Source organism: Actinomadura livida (assembly GCF_014648675.1).
Taxonomy (GTDB): domain Bacteria; phylum Actinomycetota; class Actinomycetes; order Streptosporangiales; family Streptosporangiaceae; genus Spirillospora; species Spirillospora livida.
On the sequence record NZ_BMRO01000020.1, the window covers coordinates 92,469 to 113,207 of the forward strand.

Genomic DNA, 20,739 nt, shown 5'->3' on the forward strand with positions numbered 1-20,739 from the left:
TGCGGCTACGCTCCCTCCGGCTCCTGGGGCAGGGGACGTCCCCAGGTCATCTTGACCTTGAGGTGCCCCTCGACGGAGGTCTTGGCGATGACGGCCCCGGCCGCCGCGTTGAGCTTGACGCCGAACTCCAGCTCGACCGCGTCCGGGTTTAGCTTCCCGCCGCGCAGCGACGCGAGCGCCGCCTCCGCCGCGTCCCGGACGTTCTGGAACGCGTCCTCGAACCTGCCCGCCGCGTCATGGATCATCTCGCCCGTACGGGACACCGACTGGAACCCCGGTTCCCGGTCGTCGGTCTCCACGATCACGGTCCCGTGCTCGGTCTCCCAGCGCACCAGCTCGTTCAACACCGCCCCCTTCGCGTAGAAAAACCTATCAAGATCACGTCATTCGGGATGTTGACTGGGAGATACGCGACCACAGGAGGACATGGTGATCACGGTCGAGCAGGTCCGATCGCTCACGCGGACGCTGCCGCGTACGTCCGAGCACCTCATCAGGGACCAGGTGAAGTTCCGCGTCGGCTCTATCGTCTACGTCGCGTTCTCCCGGGACGAGACCGTGATGGGCTTCGCATTCCCCAAAGAGGAACGTGCAGCGCTGATCGAGTCCGAGCCCGAGAAGTTCCACTTGCCGCGCGAATCCGACATGCGCTTCAACTGGGTGCACGCCTGGACGGCCGCCCTCGACGAGCCCGAAATGCGGGAACTGGTGATGGACGCGTGGCGGATGGTCGTCCCGAAAAAGGTAGCGACCGCCCGCTTGGGCACGCCCTGATTCACGCGCGGGCGGGCTCCGGCTCCCGCTCGTCCGCCACCTTCTTCTTCGGCGCGGCTTCCCCTGGGACGCGGCGCCCCCACGCCATCGCCGCCGCGAAACAGGCCAACGGCATGGCGGGCAGGATGTAGCGGTAGTCGAAGTCCACCGTGACCGGCGGAATGGCCAGCAGCGTCACAGCGGACATCCAGAACAGCGCGGTCCGCGCCCGCGCACGCCTCCACACGATCCCCGCCGCGCCCACGAGGAGCACGATCCCGAGCACCGTGCCGGGCACGCGCACGCGCTCCTGGTAGGTGCGCATGTACTCCGCGTACGGCTCCACGATGTGCAGGGGCGCGGGGCCGTGCACGTACTCGTCCACCACAGAGCGCCGGTCACCGGCCCCCAGCACGGGCAGATCGGGGTTCCGCGCCGTGGGTTTCGTCGGGAAGTGATACCTGGCCTCGGTGCCGATCGTCGGGTACTGGCTCCGGTTCCAGGAGAACGTCCGGACGAAGAAGTCGTATGCCACGACCTGCAGATAATCGCCCGGCTGGTTCCGGATGGCCCACAACGCGAACCGCTGCGCGTCCCGGTTTGTCTGCTCGTCGAACGCCTCACCGTTGGTCCACCCGAGCGGCGAGTCCTCGTGCCAGATCTGGTGGGACGACGCGAGCCGCTCGCCCTTCCGCCCGTGCGGGCAGAGCCGCGCGATGTCCGGCGGCGGCGTGAACGCCTCACAATCCGCGAACGCCGCCGTGCGCCCCCACAGGAACACACCGTCCGTGCCGCTCATGGCGAACCGCCCGTGCTCCTGCTGGTACCACGTCGCGTAAGCCCCGACGGGCAGGAGGAACGCCAGGGAGAGCGCCAAGTACACCGGCCACCGCGTCCGCCGCACCAGCAGATACAGCAGGACGATCAGGAACAGCGGCGCCCCAACCGTCCGAGTGACGGCCGCGAGCCCGAGCAGCAACCCCACCATCGCCGCCCGCCGCCACCCGGTGGCACCGGGCTTCGCCACCAAGAGCATGGCCCCGAACAACAGAACGGTGAACAAGGTGTCGGACAACAGCAGATGCTCAAGCTCGATCTGGAACGAGTCCAGCAACAGCGGCACGACCGCCAGCGCCGCCCACCCTCGCCGCACGTCGAAGTCACGGACGAGCATCCGATAACCGACGACCGCCACCCCGACGACCGCCACATGATGCAACGCCGTGACCAGCGCAACACTGTGAAACGGCTTCAGCATCCACAGAAACAGTCCGTAACCGGACGGCCTCAGCGGATGCGGAAACGGATCATTAGCGATCGCGAGGAAGTCATAGCTGTCGTTGAACCACAACGTCCCCCGGAACCCGAGCACCGCCCCGACCCGGAGCACGACCCCGGCGACCAGCACCCCCGCGAACACCCAGTGCCGCCGCAGCACGGCCCCGACCCACGAAAGCCGGCCGACCAGGGGGGAAAGCAACACCGAACCCTAACTGTGGACGAACAGCGACCAGCGGCGCATCACACCGGTCCAGGGGCAGTGGGCGCGTCACTCCAACCGCCTACCCACGACCCGCGATCCTACCAGCGGCCCGATCACCCCCTCCGCCGTCAACCCCTCCCTCATCGGCGGCCTCCCCCGTGAGGACCCCGCCTGCTTCCTCCGAGGGAACGGCCACCCCGGCCCGGGGCGTTCAGGCGATGTGCACTCTCGACCCGGACCGACCGACGTGCGGTCAAAGCGCCAAAGTGCGCCGCAGTGCCCGGCCGACCCCGTCCGGGTCTTTCGAGTCCCGCACGCCAACCCCCTCCGCGAGCGATGCCAACTCCACGCAGTTGCCACCAAGATTGTCGCTGTGGCGCGACGTACGCCAGGTCACACCGTCCATCACTCATCGCCTTCCGCGAACCTGCGGGCGTCACTGACCATCCGACGCAGTCGAGAGTGCCGGTCAGCGCTGCTTGAGATCGGTCAGAAATGCCCGGAACGCGGCCGGGGCGAGGTGGAGCTTCGGTCCGTCCGGGTCCCGGGAGTCCCGGACGCCCACACCCTCCGAGAGAGCGGCAAGTTCCACACAGGCTCCGCCCTGGTCGTTGCTTCGCCGTGATTTACGCCAGGTCACATCGTCCATCGGTCCATCGCCTTTCCTATGAAGTCGCGAGAGTCGCCGACACTCATGGCATTTGCCTGCAACTCGGCGAACGCTCCGATCACGTGCAAGATATCTCCTGGATCGTCAGATGTGACACCTCCGGGTGAAGTCTCCAGGTAGACGAGTTCCTCCCGTGTGGGCTGCGTGGCGATGTTAAACGACCCGGAGACGCCGCGGTGGTAGGCGATCGGGGCTATTTGTATCGTGATGTTCTCCTGTTCCGACATTCTCAGCACGTGCGCACACTGCTCCCGCATCACCTCTCGATTGCCGACCTCTCGCATGAGCACGGTCTCATCCATGACGACGACGAGCCGAGGTGGTGCGTCGCGGGTGAGGATCTGTTGCCGGTGTAGACGCCCATCGAGATCGGGCTCGGATGGAAGTAGGACGCGGGCGTACTCCATCGTCTGCAGGAGGCCGACCACGAAGGTCGCCTCATAGGCGCGCAGCAGTTCGGCCGATGCTTCGGCTTCCGTGTAGTCGGCGAAGAACTTGGGGTAGCTCGCTGAGCGGAGATGCTTCGTCCATGCCTGCGTGAGCTGGTCGCCCATATCTAAGGCCTGGTCCAGGCGCTGGGCGAAGTCCTTGCGGCAGCGGGTGTTGCCGCTCTCGGTCTGAGAGATGTACGAGGGCGTGACCGCCACCCGGTTCGCGAGTTCCGTTCGGGTGATGCCCACGTCTTCTCGTAGACGCCGGACCTCGGCGCCGAAAGCCTTGAGTGCCGGGGACGGCTTGCGCTTGGCCATGGCGGGGGGACCTCCAGCAGTTCTGGACTGTTCTTAAGTGGTCTTAAGCCCTCGGTGTGCGTCTCGCTGCTTGCATGGTCACATTGCGCCTTGGAGTGTATTCTGTGCGGGGAGTCACGAAAGTTCGGAGGTGATCGTTCATGGAAGGCCCCGCGGAGATCGTCGTCCCGGTTCACGCCGAGTCGATCAAGGTGGTTAGGGACTGGGTGGGGGAGGTGCTCGCGCGGCTTGGGCAGGACGCTTATGTCGCGAAGGTCGTGGTGTCGGAACTCGTGACGAACGTCCTGCGGCACACCGCGAGCACTGCCGCGACCGTTCGCATCGTCCAGGCCGACAAGGGGACGGTCATCGAGGTCTTCGACTCCTGCGACGTGCTGCCCGTCGCGGAGTCGGCGGACCTGCTGAGCGAGGGCGGACGCGGGCTGGCGATGATGGGCGCGCTGGTCAAGGAGTGGGGCGCCCAGCCACTCGGAGGCGGCGGCAAAGCAGTGTGGGCCCTGCTCCCAGATTGCCCCGCGTGAACGAAACCGATCTGCTCGCCGAGTTGCGGCAGCGATATCCCGACTGGGCGATATCCAGTGACCGAGACACGTGGCGAGCCATGGGTCCCCTCCTCATCTGGGCATCGTCGCCGGAAGTACTTGAAGCGGCGCTGAACGGCGAACCGCCGTCCCTGGACGACCGCGCAGCACGAAGGGTCCGAGTCCGGGCACACCACGGCGTCAAGTGGGCATGACCGCCGAGGGAGCACGCGGGACCAGAGCAGGCTTCGGCAGCCGTCATCTCAGTCCGTGGGCACATCCGCCAAGGAGTGCCGTGCCGATGAGGTTCGGGGTCGCAGGCGGTCGTCACGCGACTCCGAAGTCGATGAGTTTGCTCTGCCCGTCGTCCTGGACGAGGACGTTCGCCGGTTTGTAGTCGCGGTGGACGACTCCGACCGCGTGTGCGGCTGCGAGCCCGAGGAGAGAGCCCTTCCCTCGCCCTGGGCGCCGCTCCCTAACTCCGCCAGCTCGGTGAACCCCGGGAGCCGGTGTTCGCGTGCCGTCACTGGCCGGTGTTGGTCTGGATCTCGCTCACGACGAGCGGGGTGGGCGCCGACGGGATCGAGTTGACGCCGAGGCTGCCTCCAGCCTCATCGCAGTCGGCGCCCTCACACGTCCATCTGACGTCCCACGTAATCGTCGCGGTGATTTGGTAGGCGCCGCCCGACCGTGACGCGGACGACCGCTGGTAGGCGTAGTTGCAGGTCTTGCCGTCCTTGCTTCCGGCGTCGTCACAGACGATCGTCTTCTCGCCCAGGTTCCACGTCACGGACTTAGGGGTCGCCACGAGTTGGACCGTCTGAGCGCCGACCGTGATCGGCTGTGTCTGAACGTTGTCGAAGCCCTCGATCCATAGCGACGTCCGCACGCGCACGTAGGTCTTCCCATCCGGGGCCGTGTGCACCGTGGGCGTCGGGTACTCGGTCGACGCCTGTGCGGCGGCCACCAGGTCGGCCGTGGCGGGAGCGGCGGGTTGCGGGGCGGGCCCTCCGGGTACCGGCGCGACGTCGTTCGCCTGGTCGGGAGTAAGGCCCTCCGGCGGAGGAGGCAGGACCGGGCCGCTGCCTCCACGGCCTCCTGTGCCGCCTCCACCTCCGCCGGCTCCGGGCACACGGATGTCCAGGTTGCAATTGCCCCGCTTCTTGTCCAGTTGCGAGCAAGGGGCTGCGTGGGCAGGGACCGGGACGAACAGAGGCGCGGCAAGAACCGCTGCCATGAGAGCGGCGGTACCCGTACGGCGCCTGCGGGGATTGGTGGAAGACATCGAGTGTCCTTCCCTATGGGCCGTCAGCATGAGCTGTCCCGGACATTGGCGGCAACCTTCCAGGTGCCAGAGTCGTACTGGACGGTGGCCCGGTAGACGTACGCGCCGTCCGGCACGCCGCCGAGGCGCTTACCTGTCTCGGCGGAGTAGCGGTAGGCGGCGAGGGTGCGTACGCAGTCGATGACGTAGACCTTGGAGCTGTCCTTCGAGCGGGCGTAAACGCGCGGGTTGAACGTGTTGGTGAAGCGCCAGATCTCGCCCTTCGCCTTGGTGGCCTCTACGTCCTCGCTGACCTGGCTGAGGAGGGGGTCCATGGCGACGGTGTTGAGTTCGGACGGGTCGTTCTTCTCGTACGCCTTCTTGTAGGCGGCCTGGTATTCGCGGTAGCGGTCCAGGACCGTCTTGAAGAGTTGCGCCGTGGGGATCGCGGACGGCGCGGCGGCGGCCCGGGACGGGGCCGCGCCGCTCTCGAAGGCGCCGTTGGGGGCCAGTTCGCCGCTGGACGCCGGGTCCGACGAACCGCATCCGGCGACCGCGCAGACCGCGAGAAGGATGGGCAGAGCGGCGGCGCGAGTCAAGCTCTGCGGGGAGGAACGTACCAACCGGGCGCGCATCGCCATCCCTGAGCGGCAGCCGACAACGGGGCGAGATACGCGCGAAAGCTTACAGAGGTGCGTGTGGCGAGAAAAGAGATTCGTTGCGAACCGATTTGACCTCGACCATGCCTGAGGTTGCAGGCTTCGGGTGAGCGACGTGATCGGAGGGGTTCGCATGCGTGCGGTGTGGTTGAGGGAGTTCGGCGGGCCGGAGAAGCTCGTGCCGGGGGACGCGCCTGATCCGGTGCCGGGGGAGGGGGAGGCGCTGATCGGGGTCGAGTTCGTCAACATCACTTTCGTGGAGACGCAGATGCGGGCGGGGGCGTCGCCGTTCCCGATGAAGGAGCCGCCGGTCATCCTCGGCAACGGGGTCGGGGGAGTGGTGAAGGCGGTCGGGCCGGGTGCCGACGCGGGGCTGGTCGGGCGCCGGGTCGTGAGCGGCACCGGCGGCTCCGGTGCGTACGCGGAGCTGGTCGCGGTGGACGCCGCGGGCATGCTGGACGTCCCCGACCACCTGCCGCTCGACGAGGCCGTGGCGTTGCTTGCGGACGGGCGCACCGCGGTGATGATGCTCCAGGCCGTGGAGCCGAGGCCGGGCGAGCGGGTTCTCGTGGAGGCGGCGGCGGGCGGGGTCGGGACGCTGCTCGTCCAGCTGGCGAAGGCGGCCGGGGCGACGGTCGTGGCGGCGGCCGGGGGCGCCCGCAAGGTGGAGGTGGCGTTGCGGCAGGGCGCGGACGAGGCCGTCGACTATCGCGAACCGGGCTGGGCGAACAAGGTCGACGGGGTGGACGTCGTCCTCGACGGCGTCGGCGGTGACGTTGCGCGCGAAGCCTTCACGCTCCTCGGCGACGGCGGGCGCATGGTCAGTTTCGGCCTGGCGAGCGGCGAGTGGGCGGACATCCCGGAGGACGAGGCGGCGAAGCGCGGGGTCAAACTCGTCCGGGCGACCGCGACGCCGGAGCAGCTGCGGGAGTTCACGCGCACGGCGCTCACGGGGAATCTGAAGCCGGTGATCGGGCAGCGGTTCCCCCTCGAACGCGCGGCCGACGCGCACGCGGCGATCGAGGCGCGGGAGACCGTCGGGAAGACGCTCCTGGAGGTCCGGCCCGCCTAGCGCACCTTTTCCAGGAACGCGCCGAGCGCGCGTTCGTAGACGACGGGATTGACGTTCCACGACTCGGTGTGGTCGCCCGGCGTGGTGATGTGGGTGACCATGCCGGGCGGGGCCGTCGCGGCGAAGGTGTGGGCGGGGCCGTTGGCGACGGTCGCGTCGTCGGCGGCGGTGAACAGCAGGACGGGTGTCCGCAGCTGCGGCGCGTACCGGCGGTGGTCGAAGTCGGTCAGGTCGATGCCGATGCGCCATTCCAGGACGCGTTTCGCCACACCGGTGATGAAGCCGGGCAGGTTGCGGGCGTCGCCCTGCTTGTCCAGGGTGGCGCTCCAGTCGAGCACAGGGGAGTCGAGCACGACCCCACGCACGAACGATGGATCCCTACGCAAGGTCGTCATCGCCATGGCCCCGCCCATGGACCAGCCGTACAGGATGACGCCCGTCGCCCCATGCGCGCGTGCGTATCCCATGGCGGAGACGACGTCCTCCCATTCGGTGTTGCCGAGATGGTTCTTGCCGTCGCTGGACGAGGGCGCCCCCACATCGTTCCGGTAAGCGATGGACATCATCGGCAGGCCCGCCTCATGGACGGTGCGCATGACCCGGAACGTCTCCGCCTTGTCCGAGTTCCGTCCATGGACGCCGATGACCCACGTGCTCTTGGGCGTCTTCCCCGGCAGCAGCCACGCGGGCATGGGGCCGATCCTGGACGGATACGTCACGTCCTGAAACGGCAGCCCGAGCGCCTTCCCGGGGTCGCCGTCGTACATCCAGTGGTCGATGGCCGCGGCGGCGCCCTTCGCCAGGGTGCCCTCGACGACGGACGCGACCTCCCGCACGACCCGCCGCTCGTCCCCGCCGACGACGGGTCCGAGCAGGGCGCGCCCGCCCGCCCAGACCAGCGCCCAGGATCCCGCGCGCTCGGTGGTCGCCGTCCGGGGCAGGGTGACGGTGTCGTTCCCGGCGTCCATGACGACCAGCGGGTACTCGGCCGTGCGGTCGACCTCGATGGCGACGCCCGCGAAGTACCAGCCGATTCCGCCGACGGCCGCGAACAGCAGCACGGTGACCGCGGTGGCCGTCGCCATCAGCGCGCGGACACGGCGGCGCGGCCGCCCGGGCGTCGGCCGCGCGGGGACGGCAGGGGTCGGCGACTCTGGGGCGGACTCTGCTGCGGATGTCGGCACGGCATGAGAAGTTAACCCTCCCGGGCGAGGGTCGCCAACGCGCGGGTCACCGCGCAATATGTAGATCCGTGCGGTTAATCTGCCGGAAAGGTGCCATCGGCGCGGCGCCGGGCCGGCCGGTCAGGCGCTGCCGATCGCGGCGACGAGCCCGACCGCCAGCAGCATGTCGAGGTGGATGAACGTCTCCAGCTTCGCGCCCGGCGGTACGTCCGCGTCGTAGGCGAGCCGGTCCAGGACGGCGAGGGCGCCGGGGCTGCCGAGGTCGTCGGCCAGCGCGGCCTCCGCCTCCGCGGCGTGCTCGCGGCTCATCGGGCGGCCCGGGGCGTTCGCCCACTCCGCGACGGCGGAGCGCCACCGGTCCAGCCGGTCGGCGGCCCGCGCCACGGTCTCCCCGGACAGGTGCAGCGGCTCCCGGTACGGGACTTCCAGCATCGCCAGGCGCACGGCCAGCGGGTCCGCCGACGCCCATTCCCCGGTCTCGGGCGGCACGGTCAGCGTGAGCCCATCCGCGCCGGAGCCGCCGGAGATGTGGACGTCGGCGTTCGGCAGCGGCGCGTCGAGCACCTCGAACGGCGCGACGTTGTAGTCCGAGCAGTCACCGGGAAGGGCCGAGGTGGTCGCGACCCTGACGCGCTTCCCGGCGCGCTGCGCGACGCGGCGGAGCAGGTCGGCGACGACCAGCACGCGCCGCCCCCCGCCGTCCAGGATCTGGACGCGGAGGCCGGGGCCGTCGGGCAGCGGCTCGGCCCGCCCGGTGCGATGGTCGTACAGCCGGAGCATGCCTCAACCCTAGGACGGGGCGCCCCGTCCCAGAGCGGCGGGTCACAGCTGGGGGTCGGCGGCGAACGGCCCGAAGGGAAGCGGGGTGGCGCTGTCGGCCTTGCGGACCGCCGCGAACCGCAGCCGCACGTAGTCGGCGACCCAGCCGGACTCGCGGCGCAGCGCCGGCGCCGCCAGGTCGTTGACCCGCTTGAGCAGCGGATCGACGATCTCCGGCGGGACGTCGGCGAGGGCGCGGGCCGCGTAGGCGCGGACCCAGTCGGCGGCTCCGTTGGGCCCCTCGGTCATCCGGGTGGGGCGGTCGGCGTGCTCCAGCAGCCGCAGCGTGAACCCGGCCTCCTCCAGCCGCGCCGCGTACTCGGCGGGCGTTGGGAAGTACCAGGGCAGCTCGGGCTCGCCGAGGCCGAACACGCGCCACGCGGTCTGCATCGCCACGATCAGCTCGGCGCAGTTGCCCGCGCCGCCCAGCTCGCCGACGAACCGCCCGCCGGGGCGCAGCGCCGCGTACACGCGCCCGATCACGGCGTCGGGGTCGCGGTTCATCCAGTGCAGCGCCGCGTTCGAGGCCACCGCGTCGAACGACTCCCCGACGGTGAAGTCGTGGGCGTCGCCGACGATGAACGAGAGCCCTGGGTACGCGGCGGCCGCCTGGGCGACCATCTCGGGGCTGCCGTCGATGCCCAGCACCTCGGCGCCCCGCTCTGCGATCTCCGCGCTGAACGTCCCCGTCCCGCACCCGAGATCGATGACCCGTTCACCGGGCTGCGGATCGAGCAGGTCGACCAGGGGTGCGCCGTGCGCGGAGACGTACCCGAAAGCGGAGTCGTACGTCGTCACGGCCCAATTCACTGTCATAATTTATCGGACAAACCCGAGGTGGAGGCGGCGTTTGGGATGGCGGACGTCACGTCCGAGGTGCGGATCATCGGCTCCGAGGGGCCGGACGGCCTCACGCTGCGCACGTCGGGGCTGTCCGCCGGGAATCTCCCGGAGCTCCGCGTGGCCGGGCTTCCGCCCTACCTGGGCCAAGGCTGGGCGCGCGTCCTCGCCGCCCTGGCGCGGCGGCTGGCGGCGTCCGGCCAGGTCCCCGCGCGCATCACGCTGGGCGCGGATGTTGAGATCAGTCTCACACCCGCGGATGACGGCGCTCTGGCTCCGGGGCCGCCGCCGGGCGACGACGCCGACGGCTGGCACCGGGACGTGCTGCTGCGCCTGTTCCCGGAGGCCCGCACCTGACCGGCGCACCTGTTCCTAGAATCGGATTCTGTCCAGCAGGCCGCAGAAGGGATCGCAGGTGCCGTACACAGAGATCGAGTACGAGGTTCGGGACGGGATCGCGACGGTCACGCTGAACCGGCCGCACAAGATGAACGCGTTCACGTTCACCATGCGCGACGAGATGATCGACGCCTTCGACCGGATCGACGCCGACGACGACGTCCGCGCGGTGGTGGTGACCGGCGCGGGACGCGCGTTCTGCGCGGGCGCCGACCTGAGCGGCGGCGGCGACACCTTCGACAAGGACAAGGCCGAGGCGGTGCTGCCCGGCGAGATCGACAGGCTGGACGACGGCACCCCGCGCGACGGCGGCGGCATGGTCGCGCTCCGCGTCGCCCGCTGCCTCAAGCCGGTCATCGGCGCGTTCAACGGCGCGGCGGTCGGCGTCGGCGTCACGATGACGCTCCCGATGGACGTGCGGCTCGCCAGTGAGAAGGCCAGGTTCGGGTTCGTGTTCGCGCGGCGCGGCATCGTCACCGAGGCGGCGTCCAGCTGGTTCCTGCCCCGGCTCGTCGGCATCGCCCAGGCCATGGAGTGGGCCGCGACCGGCCGCGTCTTCGACGCGCGGGAGGCGCTTGAGGGCCGGCTCGTGTCGCGCGTCCTCCCGCCGGACGAGCTGCTCCCCGCCGCCTACGCGCTGGCCCGGGAGATCGCCGACAACACCTCCGCGGTCTCCGTCGCGACCATCCGCCGCCTCATGTGGTCGGGCCTGTCGTCCCCGTCCCCGTGGGACGCGCACGCCGCCGACTCGCGCCTCATGGCCGCGCTCGGCGGCGGCGCCGACGCGATCGAGGGCGTCTCGTCCTTCCTGGAGAAGCGCGACGCGGCGTTCCCGATGCGCGTCAGCAAGGACCTCCCGCCCGAGGTCCCCGACTGGCCCGTCCGGTGAGCTCTCCGCCCTACCCCGGTGCGTCTCCGGGGTAGGGCGGTCCTGCATGATGGTCATGAGTGATCATCCGGTCAAGGATGATCTTCACATTACGCACCGTTACTCCCTGTGTGGTCCGCGTGACGGGGGTATTAACCCGCCCGAGGCAACACGTTCGGGGGCTCGTGGTGCGATATTGGCATGTTCTTATTCTTGGCGGGATGTTGCTGGCCGCCACCGGGTGCGCGGGCGGCAACGAGACGCAGGCGCGGGCGGCCGGAGGGCAGGCCGCCGCGGCCGGGGAGCCGCGGCAGGAGACAGGGCAGGAGATGCGGCCTCCCTCGCCGAGCCCGCCGCCGCCCCGGGACATCGACTGCGACCAGGTGAAGTGCGTTTCCCTGACGTTCGACGACGGGCCCGGGGAGCACACCGGCCGGCTGCTCGACACGCTCAAGGCGGCCGGTGTCCGCGCCACGTTCTTCATGCTGGGCCAGATGGTCCGGGAGCATCCGGACCTCGTGCGGCGCATGGTGCTGGAGGGCCACGAGGTCGCCAACCACACCTGGTCGCACCGGGACCTCACCGGGTTGTCGGCGGCGGGCGTCCGGTCGCAGATCGAGCGGACGCAGGAGGCCGTCAAGGACGTGACGGGCGTCGAGCCCGCCCTCATGCGGCCCCCGTACGGGGCGACGGACGAGAAGGTCGCGCGCGCCGTAGGGATGCCCCAGATCCTGTGGAGCGTGGACACCATGGACTGGCGGCACCGCAGCCTCGTCCGCAACACCGAGGTGGGCATCCAGGAGCCGGTCCACGGTGACATCGTCCTGTACCACGACATCCACAAGCCGACCGTCGACTCCATCCCGAAGGTGATCGAGGGCCTGAAGGAGCGAGGGTTCACCCTCGTCACGGTGACGGAGATGTTCCAGGGCGAGAAGCTCACGCCGGGAGAGACCTATACCGGACGCATCGAGGAGGCCGCGCAGGTCGCGGCGGACCCGCCGCCGTCCGGCTCACCGGCCGGCCCGCCGGCCCGCTGACTTGCGGCGTTCCCGGGGGCGCGGGGCTCAGGTGCGCGGTCTGCGGCGCGGCGGGGGGTTCCGCGGGACGACCTTGGCCGCGACCATGGTGTTCTCCGGAATCTCGACCAGTTCACCATCGCGGCGGCGCACGGTGAGCGTATCCCCGGACCAGGATTCGAGAACGCCGATGACGTCGCTGTACTCTCCCGTTGGCAGACGGCGGCGCAGCGAGATCCGCTGCCCCACGTCCGCGCTGCTGATGGACACCACCAAGCGCGCGACGAAGCGGCCTGACATGGAGGACCCCCGTGTCGAATCGACGGCGCCGTGGTGGCCATACTATTCACAGCGAGCTTGCGGTGAGCCGTGCCGTGCGGCGGGGCCGGAAACCCGAGAGGAGTCACTGACGTGACCTACGTCATCGCGCAGCCCTGCGTGGACCTGCTCGACAAGGCATGCATCGAGGAGTGCCCGGTCGACTGCATCTACGAGGGCAAGCGCATGCTCTACATCCACCCGGATGAGTGCGTCGACTGTGGTGCGTGCGAGCCTGTTTGCCCGGTTGAGGCGATCTATTACGAGGACGACACGCCTGACCAGTGGAAGGACTTCTACAAGGCCAACGTGGAGTTCTTCGACGACCTCGGGTCGCCGGGCGGGGCGTCCAAGGTCGGGAAGATCGACAAGGATCACCCGATCGTCGCCGCGCTGCCCCCGCAGGAGCACGACGACTGACGGGAGGCCGGCCTGGCGCCGGGAGAGCGCCCCCAGGGGCGCGCTTCCCAGGGGCGCCTGCGTCGATTTCCGGGCCGTGGCCTCCACTTCCGGTGGAGGGCCACGGCCTCGCGGGTTCTGGAGTGACCCGTGGTTTTCCAGGTATTAGGGGGTGGAACGTGTTCACGCTGCCGGACTTTCCGTGGGATCGGCTCGCGCCGTACAAGGAGCGGGCCCTCGCCCACCCCGGCGGCATCGCCGACCTGTCGGTCGGGACGCCCGTGGACCCCACCCCCGAGCCGATCCGGGCGGCGCTGGCCGGCGCCGCCGACGCGCCCGGGTACCCGCAGACCTACGGGACGCCGCGGCTGCGCGAGGCGGCGGCCGGGTGGCTGCGCCGCCGCGCCGGCGTGTCGGGCGCCGACCCGGACGCGGTGCTCCCCGTCATCGGCACCAAGGAACTGGTGGCCTGGCTGCCGACGCTGCTCGGCGCGGGCCCCGGCGACCGGGTCGTCTTCCCCGAGCTGGCCTACCCGACCTATGACGTGGGCGCCCGGCTGGCCGGGGCGACGCCCGTCGCGTCGGACGGCCTGCTCTCCCTCGGCCCGGTCCGGCCGAAGATCGTCTGGGTGAACTCGCCGTCGAACCCGACGGGGAAGGTGCTGCCCGCCGAGCACCTGCGCAAGGTCGTCGCGTGGGCGCGCGGCCGCGGCGCGGTCGTCGTCAGCGACGAGTGCTACCTGGAGTTCGGCTGGGACGATGCCAGTCCGCCGGTGTCGATCCTGCACCCGGACGTGTGCGAGGGGTCCCACGAGGGGCTGCTCGCCGTCAACTCCCTCTCCAAGCGCTCCAACATGGCCGGCTACCGCGCCGGCTTCGTCACGGGCGACATCGCGCTCGTCAAGCGGCTTCTCGAGGTCCGCAAGCACGCCGGGATGATCGTCCCCGCCCCGGTGCAGGCGGCGATGGCGGTCGCGTTCGACGACGACGCGCACGTGGACGAGCAGCGGGCGCGCTACGCCCGCCGCCGCGCCGCGCTGCGCGCCGCGTTCGAGCGGCACGGCTTCCGCATCGACCATTCCGAGGCGTCGCTGTACCTGTGGGCCACGCGGGACGAGCCGTGCTGGGAGACCGTCGCCCACCTGGCGTCCCTGGGCATCCTCGTCGGTCCCGGCGAGTTCTACGGCCCGGCCGGCGCGCGGCACATCCGGATCGCGTTCACCGCCACCGACGAGCGCGTCGCCGCCGCCGCCGACCGTCTCTGACCTTCTCTGCGGACTCTCCGCCCCAGGCCATCGCTTGTTCCGGCTCGGATTCGTTTTCGTGCCGATTGATCTGTTTCCGTGTGAAACCGGCCGTCCCTTTGGTACGTCTGACGCGGTATGGGCACGGCGGTTCGCAATCGGTAGGATCCGCGGGTCCGTCCAGGAACGGTGACGAAAGATGGAGGTGTCCGTGAGCGGAACGGCGATAGTGATCCTGCTCGTGCTGATCCTGATCGCCTTGATCGTGTTGATCGTCGTCCTGCTCGGGCGCCGCCGGACACCGGCCCCGGCGCCGGCCGCCCAGGTCCCGCGGGACCCGTTCGCGCCCGGCGACCAGGTCGCGGGGGACCCGCGGACGCTGAAGGCGGGGGACATGGTCGAGTACCTCGGCGTCCGCTACTTCGTGCGGGGGTCGGTGCGGCTGCGCGAGGGCGGCTTCACCTGGAGCGAGCACCTGCTCGACGCCGACACCATCGAGGGCACCAAGGTGTGGATCTCCGTCGAGGAGGATCCCGACCTGGAGGTCGTCTGGTGGACGGAGCACGAGATCGGCGACCTGACCCCCAGCGCGCGGACGGTCGTCGTGGACGGCGTGGAGTACCGCCGCGAGGAGCACGGCACCGCCGACTACACCAGTGAGGGCACGACGGGCCTCGGCGTCCAGGGACGCGTCGAGTACGTCGACTACGAGGGCCCGCGCGGCAAGTACCTGTCGTTCGAGCAGTACGGCGGCGGCCGCTGGGAGGCCGGCCTCGGCGAACGCGTGCCGACCGGGTCGATGACCATCTACCCGGGCGGCGGTGCCTGATCTTGCGGGCCACCCTCGACACCGCCTACGCGGACGCCCGCGCCGACGCGCTCTCCTTCGCCCTCGGGCTGCCCCGCCTGGAGGCCCTCGCCGTGCTGCCCCTGGAACGGGCCGGCCTGACCGTGGAGCTGCGGCTGCTCGGCGCGTCCCACCAGGTCATCGCCGGGCCGCTCAGCGAGACGGTGGCGTGCCTGCCCGGCGACGCCGAACCGCTGCCGGGGCGCGCGACCACCAGCGTCCCCGGCTGGACCTACGATTTCGCCGCGACGACGGCCACCCACAGCGACGGCACCGCGTTCGCCCGCGCCGTCGAGGCGGTCTGCGCGCGGCTGGCCGACCGCGGTGACGCGCTGACCGGGGACTTCCCCGGCTCACGCCACGCCGTCACCGCCCTCGCACTGGAGACCCCCGCACCGGACGACATCGGGCTGGGCTGGCGGACGTGGCACGCCTACCCGCAGACCCGGGAGATAGTGATGACGCGGAGCCGGCTGGTGAAACCATCGTGAACAGCAGAAGAAGGATGCTCGGCGGCGTGCTCGCCGCGGTTCTGGTCGTCCCGGCCCTCGGGGCCTGCGGCACCTCGAACCGGGACTGGATCGCCGACAAGTACGCCAGGGCCGGGCACGACACGTACCGGTCCCCGAAGGCTCCGCAGGCGGTCGCCTCGGAGATATCGCGCAAGTTCAAGCCGATCGGCCGGGTGGACGACATGGCGACCCGGGGCGCGGCGGGCGGGATCTTCCTGCAGTACCCCAAGCTGGTCGTCGGCGTCCTGCCGGACGGGGCGGGCAGCCGCATCACCGTCGACAACCCCCGGCGCGGCTACGACCGCTACCACTCGCACATCGGCGGGGTCTGGCTGCGGCCGGGAAGCAACGGATGGACCACCGGCGGCGCGGCGTCGTTCCGCGGCGGCGGGCCAGGGTCGGGCAAATGAGGAGCGAAGGATGAACGACGGCATGCTCAACGAGATCGGCGCGACCTTCGCCTACGGCGCGGTCGGCATCGCCCTCATGGCGGTCGGCTACCTGGCCGTGGAGCTGATGACGCCCGGCAAGCTGGGCAAGCAGATCTGGACCGACGGCAACAAGGGCGCCGCGCTGCTGCTCGCGGTGAAGCTGTTCAGCGTCGGCATCATCGTCACCACGGCGATCATCACCAGCGACGACGACCTGGGCGCCGGCCTCATCGACACGGCGGTGTTCGGCGGCATCGGCATCGTGCTGATGGTCATCGCGTTCCTGCTCCTGGACGTGACGACGCCCGGCAAGCTCGGCGGGACGCTCGTGGACGCGGGCGGCGCGGGAACGAAGATCCACCCGGCGGGCTGGGTCGTCGCCGCCGCCGACCTGGGGCTCGCCGCGATCGTCGCCGGGGCGGTCTCCTGACCGCCCCGGCGCGAAGGGGGCGATGACGCTGCGGAGCAACGGCTGATGGCCGAGGACACGGCCGTGCGGGCGGAGCCGGGCGAGGCCGTCGAGGAGGGCCGGGCGTCGCTCGGCATCCCGGCGCGGGTCGCGCGTGCGCTGGTGCTGGCGGCCGTGTTCACCTGCGCCGCCTGCGGCCTGGTGTACGAGCTGGCGCTGGTCGCCCTGGGCAGCTACCTGATGGGCAACTCGGTCACCCAGGCGTCGATCGTGCTGTCGGTCATGGTCTTCGCGATGGGCGTCGGCTCGCTGCTCGCCAAGCCGCTGCGGCGCTGGCCGGTCCCGGCGTTCGCGATCGTGGAGGCCCTGCTGGCGCTGGTCGGCGGGCTGTCGGTGCTGGCGCTGTACGCGGCGTTCGCGTGGCTCAGCCTGTACAACCCCGTCCTGATCGTGGTGGCGTTCCTCGTCGGGGCGCTGATCGGCGCGGAGCTGCCGCTGCTGATGACGCTGCTGCAGCGGATACGGCGGCAGGAGGCGGGCGCCGCGGTCGCCGACCTGTTCGCCGCCGACTACGTGGGCGCGCTGCTCGGCGGGCTGGCGTTCCCGTTCCTGCTGCTGCCGGTCTTCGGGCACATCAGGGGCGCGCTGCTGGTCGGCGCGGTCAACGTGGTGGCGGGGATCGCGGTGGTGCTGTGGCTGTTCCGGCGGGAGGTCGGCCGCGGTGTCCAGGCCGCGCTCTGGTCGACGATGGTGGCGGTGCTGGTCGTCCTCGGCGGAACGTACGTCATGGCCGACGAGTTCGAGGTCTCGGCCCGGCAGGTCCTCTACCGGGACCCGATCGTGCTGTCCAAGCAGACCCCGTACCAGGAGATCGTCATCACCCGGCAGGTCGCGCTGTCGGGCCGGCCGGACCTGCGGCTGTTCCTGAACGGGGACCTCCAGTTCTCCTCCGTGGACGAGTACCGGTACCACGAGTCGCTCGTCCATCCGATCATGTCGGGGCCGCACGGCAAGGTGCTCGTCCTCGGCGGCGGGGACGGTCTGGCGCTGCGCGAGGTGCTGCGGTACGAGAGCGTCCGGAGCGCGACGCTGGTCGAGCTGGACCCGGAGATGCTGCGCCTGGCGCGCGAGTACGGGCCGCTCGCGGCCCTCAACGACCGCGCGTTCGAGGATCCGCGCGCCAGGACCGTCGAGGCGGACGCGTTCACCTGGCTGCGCGGCCTGAACGAGCAGTTCGACACGGTCATCGTGGACATGCCCGACCCCGACGACGTCGCGACCGCCAAGCTGTACTCGGTCGAGTTCTACGGCATGGTGAAGCGGGTGCTCGCGCCCGGCGGCCGGATGGTCGTCCAGTCGGGGTCGCCGTACTTCGCCCCGAAGTCGTTCTGGAGCATCGAGAAGTCGATCGCCGCCGCGGGGCTGGCGACCGTCCCGTACCACGTGGACGTGCCGAGCTTCGGTGACTGGGGGTACGTCCTGGCCGCGCCGACCGAGAAGCCGCCGGCGCTCAGGCTCGCGTCCGGCGTCCCCGGCCTCCGCTTCATGGACGAGCAGCTTCTCCAGGCGTCGACGGTCTTCCCCAAGGACCGCAGGGCCCGCGACGTTGAGACCAACACACTCGCCCACCCGCACTTGGTCAAGTACCAAGAGCAGGAGTGGAAGGGCGCCTAACGGCCGCGGTCGTTCTGTCAGTCGGGGACGGATTGCCGGATCGTCTTGTCGACCGCCCGCTGGAACGACGTCACCAGCGACTGGATCATCAGGGGCTTCAGCTTCCCGGCCATGTCCATGAGCCGCTCCCGCTCCTCGGGGGCCCGGCCGCCCTCCCGGTACGGCCGGACGACGGTGTCCTGGAAGACCCGCTGCAGCTCGGCGGCCAGCGCGGTCGTGTGCCGGTCGACGGCCTCGTGCGAGGCGATCAGCGTGTCCAGCGGCATCGGCAGCGCGGCCAGCTCGGCGCTGATGCCGAGCAGCGCGGGGCTGACCACCCGGATGACGTCGTCCGAGACGAACTCGACGACGCCCAGGGCCTCCAGCCGTTTCAGCAGGTCGTCGTCCAGGTGCCGCCCGGCGCGCCGGTCCAGTTCGTGCCGGTCGAGGTCCTCGGGGCGCTCCGGGGCCCACGGCGACAGCAGGGCGCGCTGCAGCGCGAGGTCCTCGGCGGGCGCGTCCAGCGGGATCTTCTGCAGGTGCTTCTCGATGGAGGCGAGCGTGAGCCCGAGCGACTGGAGTTCGCGGACGAGTTCCAGCCGCGCGAGGTGCGCGGGGCCGTACAGGCCGGTCCGGCCGCGCAGCTTCGGGGGCGGGAGCAGGCCGCGCCCGGCGTAGAACCGCACGGTCCGGACGGTGACCCCGGCGCGGGAGGCCAGCTCGTCCACGGTCAGTTCCATCCCGCCTCCCTGTATGTGACAGTGCCAGTGTTACATTAATCGTGTATCAGCGAGCACTTACCGAGGGAGACCGCCGGATGGGACGGGATATCTACACCGACGAGCACGAGGCGTTCCGCGACATGGTGCGGTCCTTCATCGAGAAGGAGATCGCCCCCCACCACGAGCAGTGGGAGAAGGACGGGATCGTCTCGCGCGAGGTGTGGCTCGCGGCCGGGCGCGCGGGCCTGCTCGGCATCGACATGCCGGAGGAGTACGGGGGCGGCGGCAACGCCGACTACCGCTACTACGTGATCTTCAACGAGGAGCTGGCGCGGGCGAGCGTCCACGGCCCCGGCTTCGCCGTCCACAACGACATCAACGGCGGCTACCTGCGTCAACTGTGCAACGACGAGCAGAAGGCCCGCTGGTTCCCCGGCTACTGCTCCGGTGAGCTCATCACCGCGATCGCGATGACCGAGCCCGCCGCCGGCTCCGACCTGCAGGGCATCAAGACCACCGCGGTCAAGGACGGCGACGACTACGTCCTGAACGGCTCGAAGACCTTCATCTCCAACGGCATCCTCGCCGACCTGGTCATCGTCGTCGCGAAGACCGACCCGTCGGCCGGGGCCAGGGGCGTCAGCCTCCTGATGGTCGAGCGCGACATGGCGGGCTTCGAGCGCGGCCGGAACCTCGACAAGGTCGGCATGCACGCGCAGGACACCGCCGAGCTGTTCTTCGACAACGTCCGCGTCCCCAAGGAGAACCTCCTCGGCGAGGAGGGCATGGGGTTCATCTACCTGATGCAGAACCTCGCCCGCGAGCGCCTGTCCATCGGCGCGACGGCCCTGGCCGGCGCGGAGGTCGCGTTCGAGCAGACCCTGGAGTACTGCAAGACCCGCGAGGCATTCGGCCGTCCCATCGGCAAGTTCCAGCACAACCGCTTCACCCTCGCGGAGATGAAGACGGAGCTGACCGTCACCCGCGCCTTCACCGACGACTGCATCGTCAAGGAGGGCGAGGGCGAGCTGTCCGCCGAAGAGGCGGCGATGCTCAAGTACTGGAACACCGAGCTGCTCAAGCGGGTCGTGGACCGCTGCGTCCAGCTCCACGGCGGCTACGGCTACATGACCGAGTACCCGATCGCCAAGGCCTACCAGGACGTCCGCATCCAGACGATCTTCGGCGGCACCACCGAGATCATGAAGGAGATCGTCGGCCGCTCCCTCGGCGTCTGACCCGCGCCCGGCCGGGGCGCCTCCACCGCGCCCCGGCTCAGCGCCCGGCCTGAACGAGCGCCTCGATCCGCTTGGCGATGGCCGGAACGTCGTCGAGGACGTGCGTCGCGACGTCGAGGACGGTCGCGAACAGCTCCTCCTCGGCCGCGGGGTCGAACCGTGCTCCGTTGAGTTTGAGAAAGACATCGGTCGCGGCGAAGGCCACGCGCTTGTTCCCGTCGGTGAACGGATGCGACGTGGTGAGGGAATGCAGGAGTGCGGCGGCCTTTTCCAGCAGCGTGGGATAGGGGTCCGTGCCGAATGCCGTCGTCGAGGGCCTCGCGGCGGCGGACGCGACGAGCCCGAAGTCGCGGACGATGAGATTCCCGTCCACGATCCGGCCGCCGATGGCGACGCTCTCCTCGGCCGTCAGATAGCGGACGCTCACGCGTCGCCCAGGCGGTCCAGGAGACTCCGGTGATCTTCGCCGGTCTCGTCGGCGAGCCGCAGGACGTGGGCGAGTTCGCGGCGCTGCCGGTACTCCTCCAGGGCGGTGATCAGAATCGCGTTCTTCGACTGGTGTTCCGCCGAGGCCACCTCGTCCAGCCAGGCGTCCAGATCGGCGGGAAGGCGTGCTGCGAAGGCCACTCGGACACTCCTTCACGTGGTTCGGCAGGTGGTATCAGA

Annotated in this window: 28 protein-coding genes and 1 pseudogene; 14 read left to right on the forward strand and 15 right to left on the reverse strand. The window is 70.2% G+C overall.

Going from position 1 to position 20,739, the window contains the following annotated elements; translation table 11 throughout:
- Positions 1–5 precede the first annotated feature (5 nt).
- The gene (locus tag IEZ03_RS33530) at positions 6–344 is read right to left on the reverse strand and encodes a CU044_2847 family protein (protein ID WP_184881400.1); all 339 of its coding nucleotides are present in this window, start codon (positions 342–344) and stop codon (positions 6–8) included.
- A gap of 85 nt (positions 345–429) precedes the next feature.
- Between IEZ03_RS33530 and IEZ03_RS33535 the strand changes: the two genes are divergently transcribed.
- Positions 430–774 carry an MmcQ/YjbR family DNA-binding protein gene (locus tag IEZ03_RS33535; protein ID WP_184881402.1) on the forward strand — a complete coding sequence of 115 codons (345 nt, stop codon included), beginning with the start codon at positions 430–432 and terminating at the stop codon, positions 772–774.
- A 1-nt stretch (position 775) separates the two neighbouring features.
- Here IEZ03_RS33535 and IEZ03_RS33540 read toward each other — a convergent pair whose 3' ends face one another.
- From IEZ03_RS33540 to IEZ03_RS33555, 4 genes are all read right to left on the reverse strand, one after another.
- Complete coding sequence (locus IEZ03_RS33540) at positions 776–2,233, reverse strand: hypothetical protein (protein ID WP_189241266.1); 1,458 nt, start codon at positions 2,231–2,233, stop codon at positions 776–778.
- 256 nt (positions 2,234–2,489) lie between these two features.
- Positions 2,490–2,642 (reverse strand): DUF397 domain-containing protein, encoded by a 153-nt coding sequence (locus IEZ03_RS33545; protein WP_184881406.1) that lies wholly within the window; start codon positions 2,640–2,642, stop codon positions 2,490–2,492.
- Positions 2,643–2,705: 63 nt separating this feature from the next.
- On the reverse strand, positions 2,706–2,885 hold the full coding sequence (locus IEZ03_RS33550; RefSeq protein ID WP_184881408.1) for a DUF397 domain-containing protein: 180 nt from the start codon (positions 2,883–2,885) through the stop codon (positions 2,706–2,708).
- The gene (locus IEZ03_RS33555) at positions 2,873–3,655 is read right to left on the reverse strand and encodes a helix-turn-helix domain-containing protein (protein ID WP_184881410.1); all 783 of its coding nucleotides are present in this window, start codon (positions 3,653–3,655) and stop codon (positions 2,873–2,875) included. Before IEZ03_RS33555 ends, IEZ03_RS33550 begins: the two co-directional genes overlap by 13 nt.
- A 140-nt stretch (positions 3,656–3,795) precedes the next feature.
- Here IEZ03_RS33555 and IEZ03_RS33560 point away from each other — a divergent pair, with 140 nt between their 5' ends.
- Positions 3,796–4,176: an ATP-binding protein gene (locus tag IEZ03_RS33560; RefSeq protein WP_184881412.1), complete on the forward strand. Its 381-nt coding sequence runs from the start codon at positions 3,796–3,798 to the stop codon at positions 4,174–4,176.
- Between the two features lie 330 nt (positions 4,177–4,506).
- Here IEZ03_RS33560 and IEZ03_RS33565 read toward each other — a convergent pair.
- From IEZ03_RS33565 to IEZ03_RS33575, 3 genes and pseudogenes are all read right to left on the reverse strand, one after another.
- A pseudogene (locus tag IEZ03_RS33565) lies at positions 4,507–4,611 on the reverse strand (protein kinase domain-containing protein); the annotation flags it as partial.
- A gap of 88 nt (positions 4,612–4,699) precedes the next feature.
- Positions 4,700–5,143, reverse strand: a complete 444-nt coding sequence (locus IEZ03_RS33570) for a hypothetical protein (RefSeq protein ID WP_184881414.1) — start codon at positions 5,141–5,143, stop codon at positions 4,700–4,702.
- A gap of 341 nt (positions 5,144–5,484) precedes the next feature.
- On the reverse strand, positions 5,485–6,075 hold the full coding sequence (locus tag IEZ03_RS33575) for a hypothetical protein (RefSeq protein WP_229808737.1): 591 nt from the start codon (positions 6,073–6,075) through the stop codon (positions 5,485–5,487).
- 157 nt (positions 6,076–6,232) lie between these two features.
- Here IEZ03_RS33575 and IEZ03_RS33580 point away from each other — a divergent pair, with 157 nt between their 5' ends.
- Positions 6,233–7,171, forward strand: a complete 939-nt coding sequence (locus IEZ03_RS33580) for a zinc-binding dehydrogenase (protein ID WP_184881418.1) — start codon at positions 6,233–6,235, stop codon at positions 7,169–7,171.
- On the opposite strand, the gene IEZ03_RS33585 is transcribed toward IEZ03_RS33580, so the two are convergent.
- From IEZ03_RS33585 to IEZ03_RS33595, 3 genes are all read right to left on the reverse strand, one after another.
- Positions 7,168–8,256, reverse strand: a complete 1,089-nt coding sequence (locus tag IEZ03_RS33585) for an alpha/beta hydrolase family protein (RefSeq protein ID WP_189241267.1) — start codon at positions 8,254–8,256, stop codon at positions 7,168–7,170. The genes IEZ03_RS33580 and IEZ03_RS33585 overlap by 4 nt on opposite strands.
- 219 nt (positions 8,257–8,475) lie before the next feature.
- Complete coding sequence (locus IEZ03_RS33590) at positions 8,476–9,135, reverse strand: hypothetical protein (protein ID WP_184881422.1); 660 nt, start codon at positions 9,133–9,135, stop codon at positions 8,476–8,478.
- Positions 9,136–9,177: 42 nt separating this feature from the next.
- The gene (locus IEZ03_RS33595; protein ID WP_229808738.1) at positions 9,178–9,984 is read right to left on the reverse strand and encodes a class I SAM-dependent methyltransferase; all 807 of its coding nucleotides are present in this window, start codon (positions 9,982–9,984) and stop codon (positions 9,178–9,180) included.
- A 27-nt stretch (positions 9,985–10,011) separates the two neighbouring features.
- Here IEZ03_RS33595 and IEZ03_RS33600 point away from each other — a divergent pair, with 27 nt between their 5' ends.
- The 3 genes from IEZ03_RS33600 (at position 10,012) to IEZ03_RS33610 (ending at position 12,321) form a co-directional block, all read left to right on the forward strand.
- A complete protein-coding gene (locus IEZ03_RS33600; protein WP_229808739.1) occupies positions 10,012–10,371 on the forward strand; it encodes a hypothetical protein in 360 nt (119 codons plus the stop codon).
- 58 nt (positions 10,372–10,429) lie between these two features.
- The gene (locus tag IEZ03_RS33605; RefSeq protein ID WP_184881426.1) at positions 10,430–11,302 is read left to right on the forward strand and encodes a crotonase/enoyl-CoA hydratase family protein; all 873 of its coding nucleotides are present in this window, start codon (positions 10,430–10,432) and stop codon (positions 11,300–11,302) included.
- Positions 11,303–11,502: 200 nt separating this feature from the next.
- Positions 11,503–12,321 carry a polysaccharide deacetylase family protein gene (locus IEZ03_RS33610; protein ID WP_184881428.1) on the forward strand — a complete coding sequence of 273 codons (819 nt, stop codon included), beginning with the start codon at positions 11,503–11,505 and terminating at the stop codon, positions 12,319–12,321.
- A 27-nt stretch (positions 12,322–12,348) separates the two neighbouring features.
- Here IEZ03_RS33610 and IEZ03_RS33615 read toward each other — a convergent pair whose 3' ends face one another.
- On the reverse strand, positions 12,349–12,600 hold the full coding sequence (locus IEZ03_RS33615) for a putative acetyltransferase (protein ID WP_184881430.1): 252 nt from the start codon (positions 12,598–12,600) through the stop codon (positions 12,349–12,351).
- A gap of 111 nt (positions 12,601–12,711) precedes the next feature.
- Here IEZ03_RS33615 and fdxA point away from each other — a divergent pair, with 111 nt between their 5' ends.
- The 7 genes from fdxA to IEZ03_RS33650 all read left to right on the forward strand — a co-directional run bounded on the left by fdxA (position 12,712) and on the right by IEZ03_RS33650 (position 18,134).
- Entirely contained in the window at positions 12,712–13,038 is a 327-nt protein-coding gene (fdxA, locus tag IEZ03_RS33620) for a ferredoxin (RefSeq protein ID WP_184881432.1), read from the forward strand.
- Positions 13,039–13,196: 158 nt separating this feature from the next.
- Complete coding sequence (gene dapC, locus IEZ03_RS33625; RefSeq protein WP_184881434.1) at positions 13,197–14,282, forward strand: succinyldiaminopimelate transaminase; 1,086 nt, start codon at positions 13,197–13,199, stop codon at positions 14,280–14,282.
- Between the two features lie 190 nt (positions 14,283–14,472).
- Positions 14,473–15,090, forward strand: a complete 618-nt coding sequence (locus IEZ03_RS33630; RefSeq protein ID WP_229808740.1) for a DUF4178 domain-containing protein — start codon at positions 14,473–14,475, stop codon at positions 15,088–15,090.
- A 2-nt stretch (positions 15,091–15,092) separates the two neighbouring features.
- A complete protein-coding gene (locus IEZ03_RS33635) occupies positions 15,093–15,599 on the forward strand; it encodes a DUF2617 family protein (protein ID WP_184881436.1) in 507 nt (168 codons plus the stop codon).
- Positions 15,596–16,030 carry a DUF4247 domain-containing protein gene (locus IEZ03_RS33640; RefSeq protein ID WP_229808741.1) on the forward strand — a complete coding sequence of 145 codons (435 nt, stop codon included), beginning with the start codon at positions 15,596–15,598 and terminating at the stop codon, positions 16,028–16,030. Before IEZ03_RS33635 ends, IEZ03_RS33640 begins: the two co-directional genes overlap by 4 nt.
- Positions 16,031–16,040: 10 nt before the next feature.
- Positions 16,041–16,481, forward strand: a complete 441-nt coding sequence (locus IEZ03_RS33645) for a DUF350 domain-containing protein (protein WP_184881437.1) — start codon at positions 16,041–16,043, stop codon at positions 16,479–16,481.
- 45 nt (positions 16,482–16,526) lie between these two features.
- Positions 16,527–18,134, forward strand: a complete 1,608-nt coding sequence (locus IEZ03_RS33650) for a polyamine aminopropyltransferase (protein WP_184881439.1) — start codon at positions 16,527–16,529, stop codon at positions 18,132–18,134.
- A 17-nt stretch (positions 18,135–18,151) separates the two neighbouring features.
- Here IEZ03_RS33650 and IEZ03_RS33655 read toward each other — a convergent pair whose 3' ends face one another.
- Positions 18,152–18,853: a MerR family transcriptional regulator gene (locus IEZ03_RS33655; RefSeq protein ID WP_184881441.1), complete on the reverse strand. Its 702-nt coding sequence runs from the start codon at positions 18,851–18,853 to the stop codon at positions 18,152–18,154.
- Positions 18,854–18,930: 77 nt separating this feature from the next.
- On the opposite strand from IEZ03_RS33655, the gene IEZ03_RS33660 reads away from it, so the two are divergent.
- Entirely contained in the window at positions 18,931–20,073 is a 1,143-nt protein-coding gene (locus tag IEZ03_RS33660; RefSeq protein WP_184881443.1) for an acyl-CoA dehydrogenase family protein, read from the forward strand.
- 37 nt (positions 20,074–20,110) lie between these two features.
- Here IEZ03_RS33660 and IEZ03_RS33665 read toward each other — a convergent pair whose 3' ends face one another.
- Both IEZ03_RS33665 and IEZ03_RS33670 read right to left on the reverse strand, forming a co-directional pair.
- On the reverse strand, positions 20,111–20,500 hold the full coding sequence (locus tag IEZ03_RS33665) for a type II toxin-antitoxin system death-on-curing family toxin (RefSeq protein WP_184881445.1): 390 nt from the start codon (positions 20,498–20,500) through the stop codon (positions 20,111–20,113).
- Positions 20,497–20,700, reverse strand: a complete 204-nt coding sequence (locus IEZ03_RS33670) for a ribbon-helix-helix domain-containing protein (RefSeq protein ID WP_132159120.1) — start codon at positions 20,698–20,700, stop codon at positions 20,497–20,499. Before IEZ03_RS33670 ends, IEZ03_RS33665 begins: the two co-directional genes overlap by 4 nt.
- Positions 20,701–20,739: the final 39 nt, after the last annotated feature.

Excerpts from the sequence above, each read along its gene's own strand:
- IEZ03_RS33580 (WP_184881418.1), top strand. The coding sequence starts at position 6,233 with ATGCGTGCGGTGTGGTTGAGGGAGTTCGGCGGGCCGGAGAAGCTCGTG.
- IEZ03_RS33645 (WP_184881437.1), top strand. The coding sequence starts at position 16,041 with ATGAACGACGGCATGCTCAACGAGATCGGCGCGACCTTCGCCTACGGC.
- IEZ03_RS33550 (WP_184881408.1), bottom strand. The coding sequence starts at position 2,885 with ATGGACGATGTGACCTGGCGTAAATCACGGCGAAGCAACGACCAGGGC.
- IEZ03_RS33610 (WP_184881428.1), top strand. The coding sequence starts at position 11,503 with ATGTTGCTGGCCGCCACCGGGTGCGCGGGCGGCAACGAGACGCAGGCG.
- IEZ03_RS33555 (WP_184881410.1), bottom strand. The coding sequence starts at position 3,655 with ATGGCCAAGCGCAAGCCGTCCCCGGCACTCAAGGCTTTCGGCGCCGAG.
- IEZ03_RS33560 (WP_184881412.1), top strand. The coding sequence starts at position 3,796 with ATGGAAGGCCCCGCGGAGATCGTCGTCCCGGTTCACGCCGAGTCGATC.
- IEZ03_RS33585 (WP_189241267.1), bottom strand. The coding sequence starts at position 8,256 with ATGGCGACGGCCACCGCGGTCACCGTGCTGCTGTTCGCGGCCGTCGGC.
- IEZ03_RS33575 (WP_229808737.1), bottom strand. The coding sequence starts at position 6,075 with ATGCGCGCCCGGTTGGTACGTTCCTCCCCGCAGAGCTTGACTCGCGCC.
- IEZ03_RS33615 (WP_184881430.1), bottom strand. The coding sequence starts at position 12,600 with ATGTCAGGCCGCTTCGTCGCGCGCTTGGTGGTGTCCATCAGCAGCGCG.
- IEZ03_RS33590 (WP_184881422.1), bottom strand. The coding sequence starts at position 9,135 with ATGCTCCGGCTGTACGACCATCGCACCGGGCGGGCCGAGCCGCTGCCC.
- IEZ03_RS33655 (WP_184881441.1), bottom strand. The coding sequence starts at position 18,853 with ATGGAACTGACCGTGGACGAGCTGGCCTCCCGCGCCGGGGTCACCGTC.
- IEZ03_RS33660 (WP_184881443.1), top strand. The coding sequence starts at position 18,931 with ATGGGACGGGATATCTACACCGACGAGCACGAGGCGTTCCGCGACATG.
- IEZ03_RS33650 (WP_184881439.1), top strand. The coding sequence starts at position 16,527 with ATGGCCGAGGACACGGCCGTGCGGGCGGAGCCGGGCGAGGCCGTCGAG.
- IEZ03_RS33545 (WP_184881406.1), bottom strand. The coding sequence starts at position 2,642 with ATGGACGGTGTGACCTGGCGTACGTCGCGCCACAGCGACAATCTTGGT.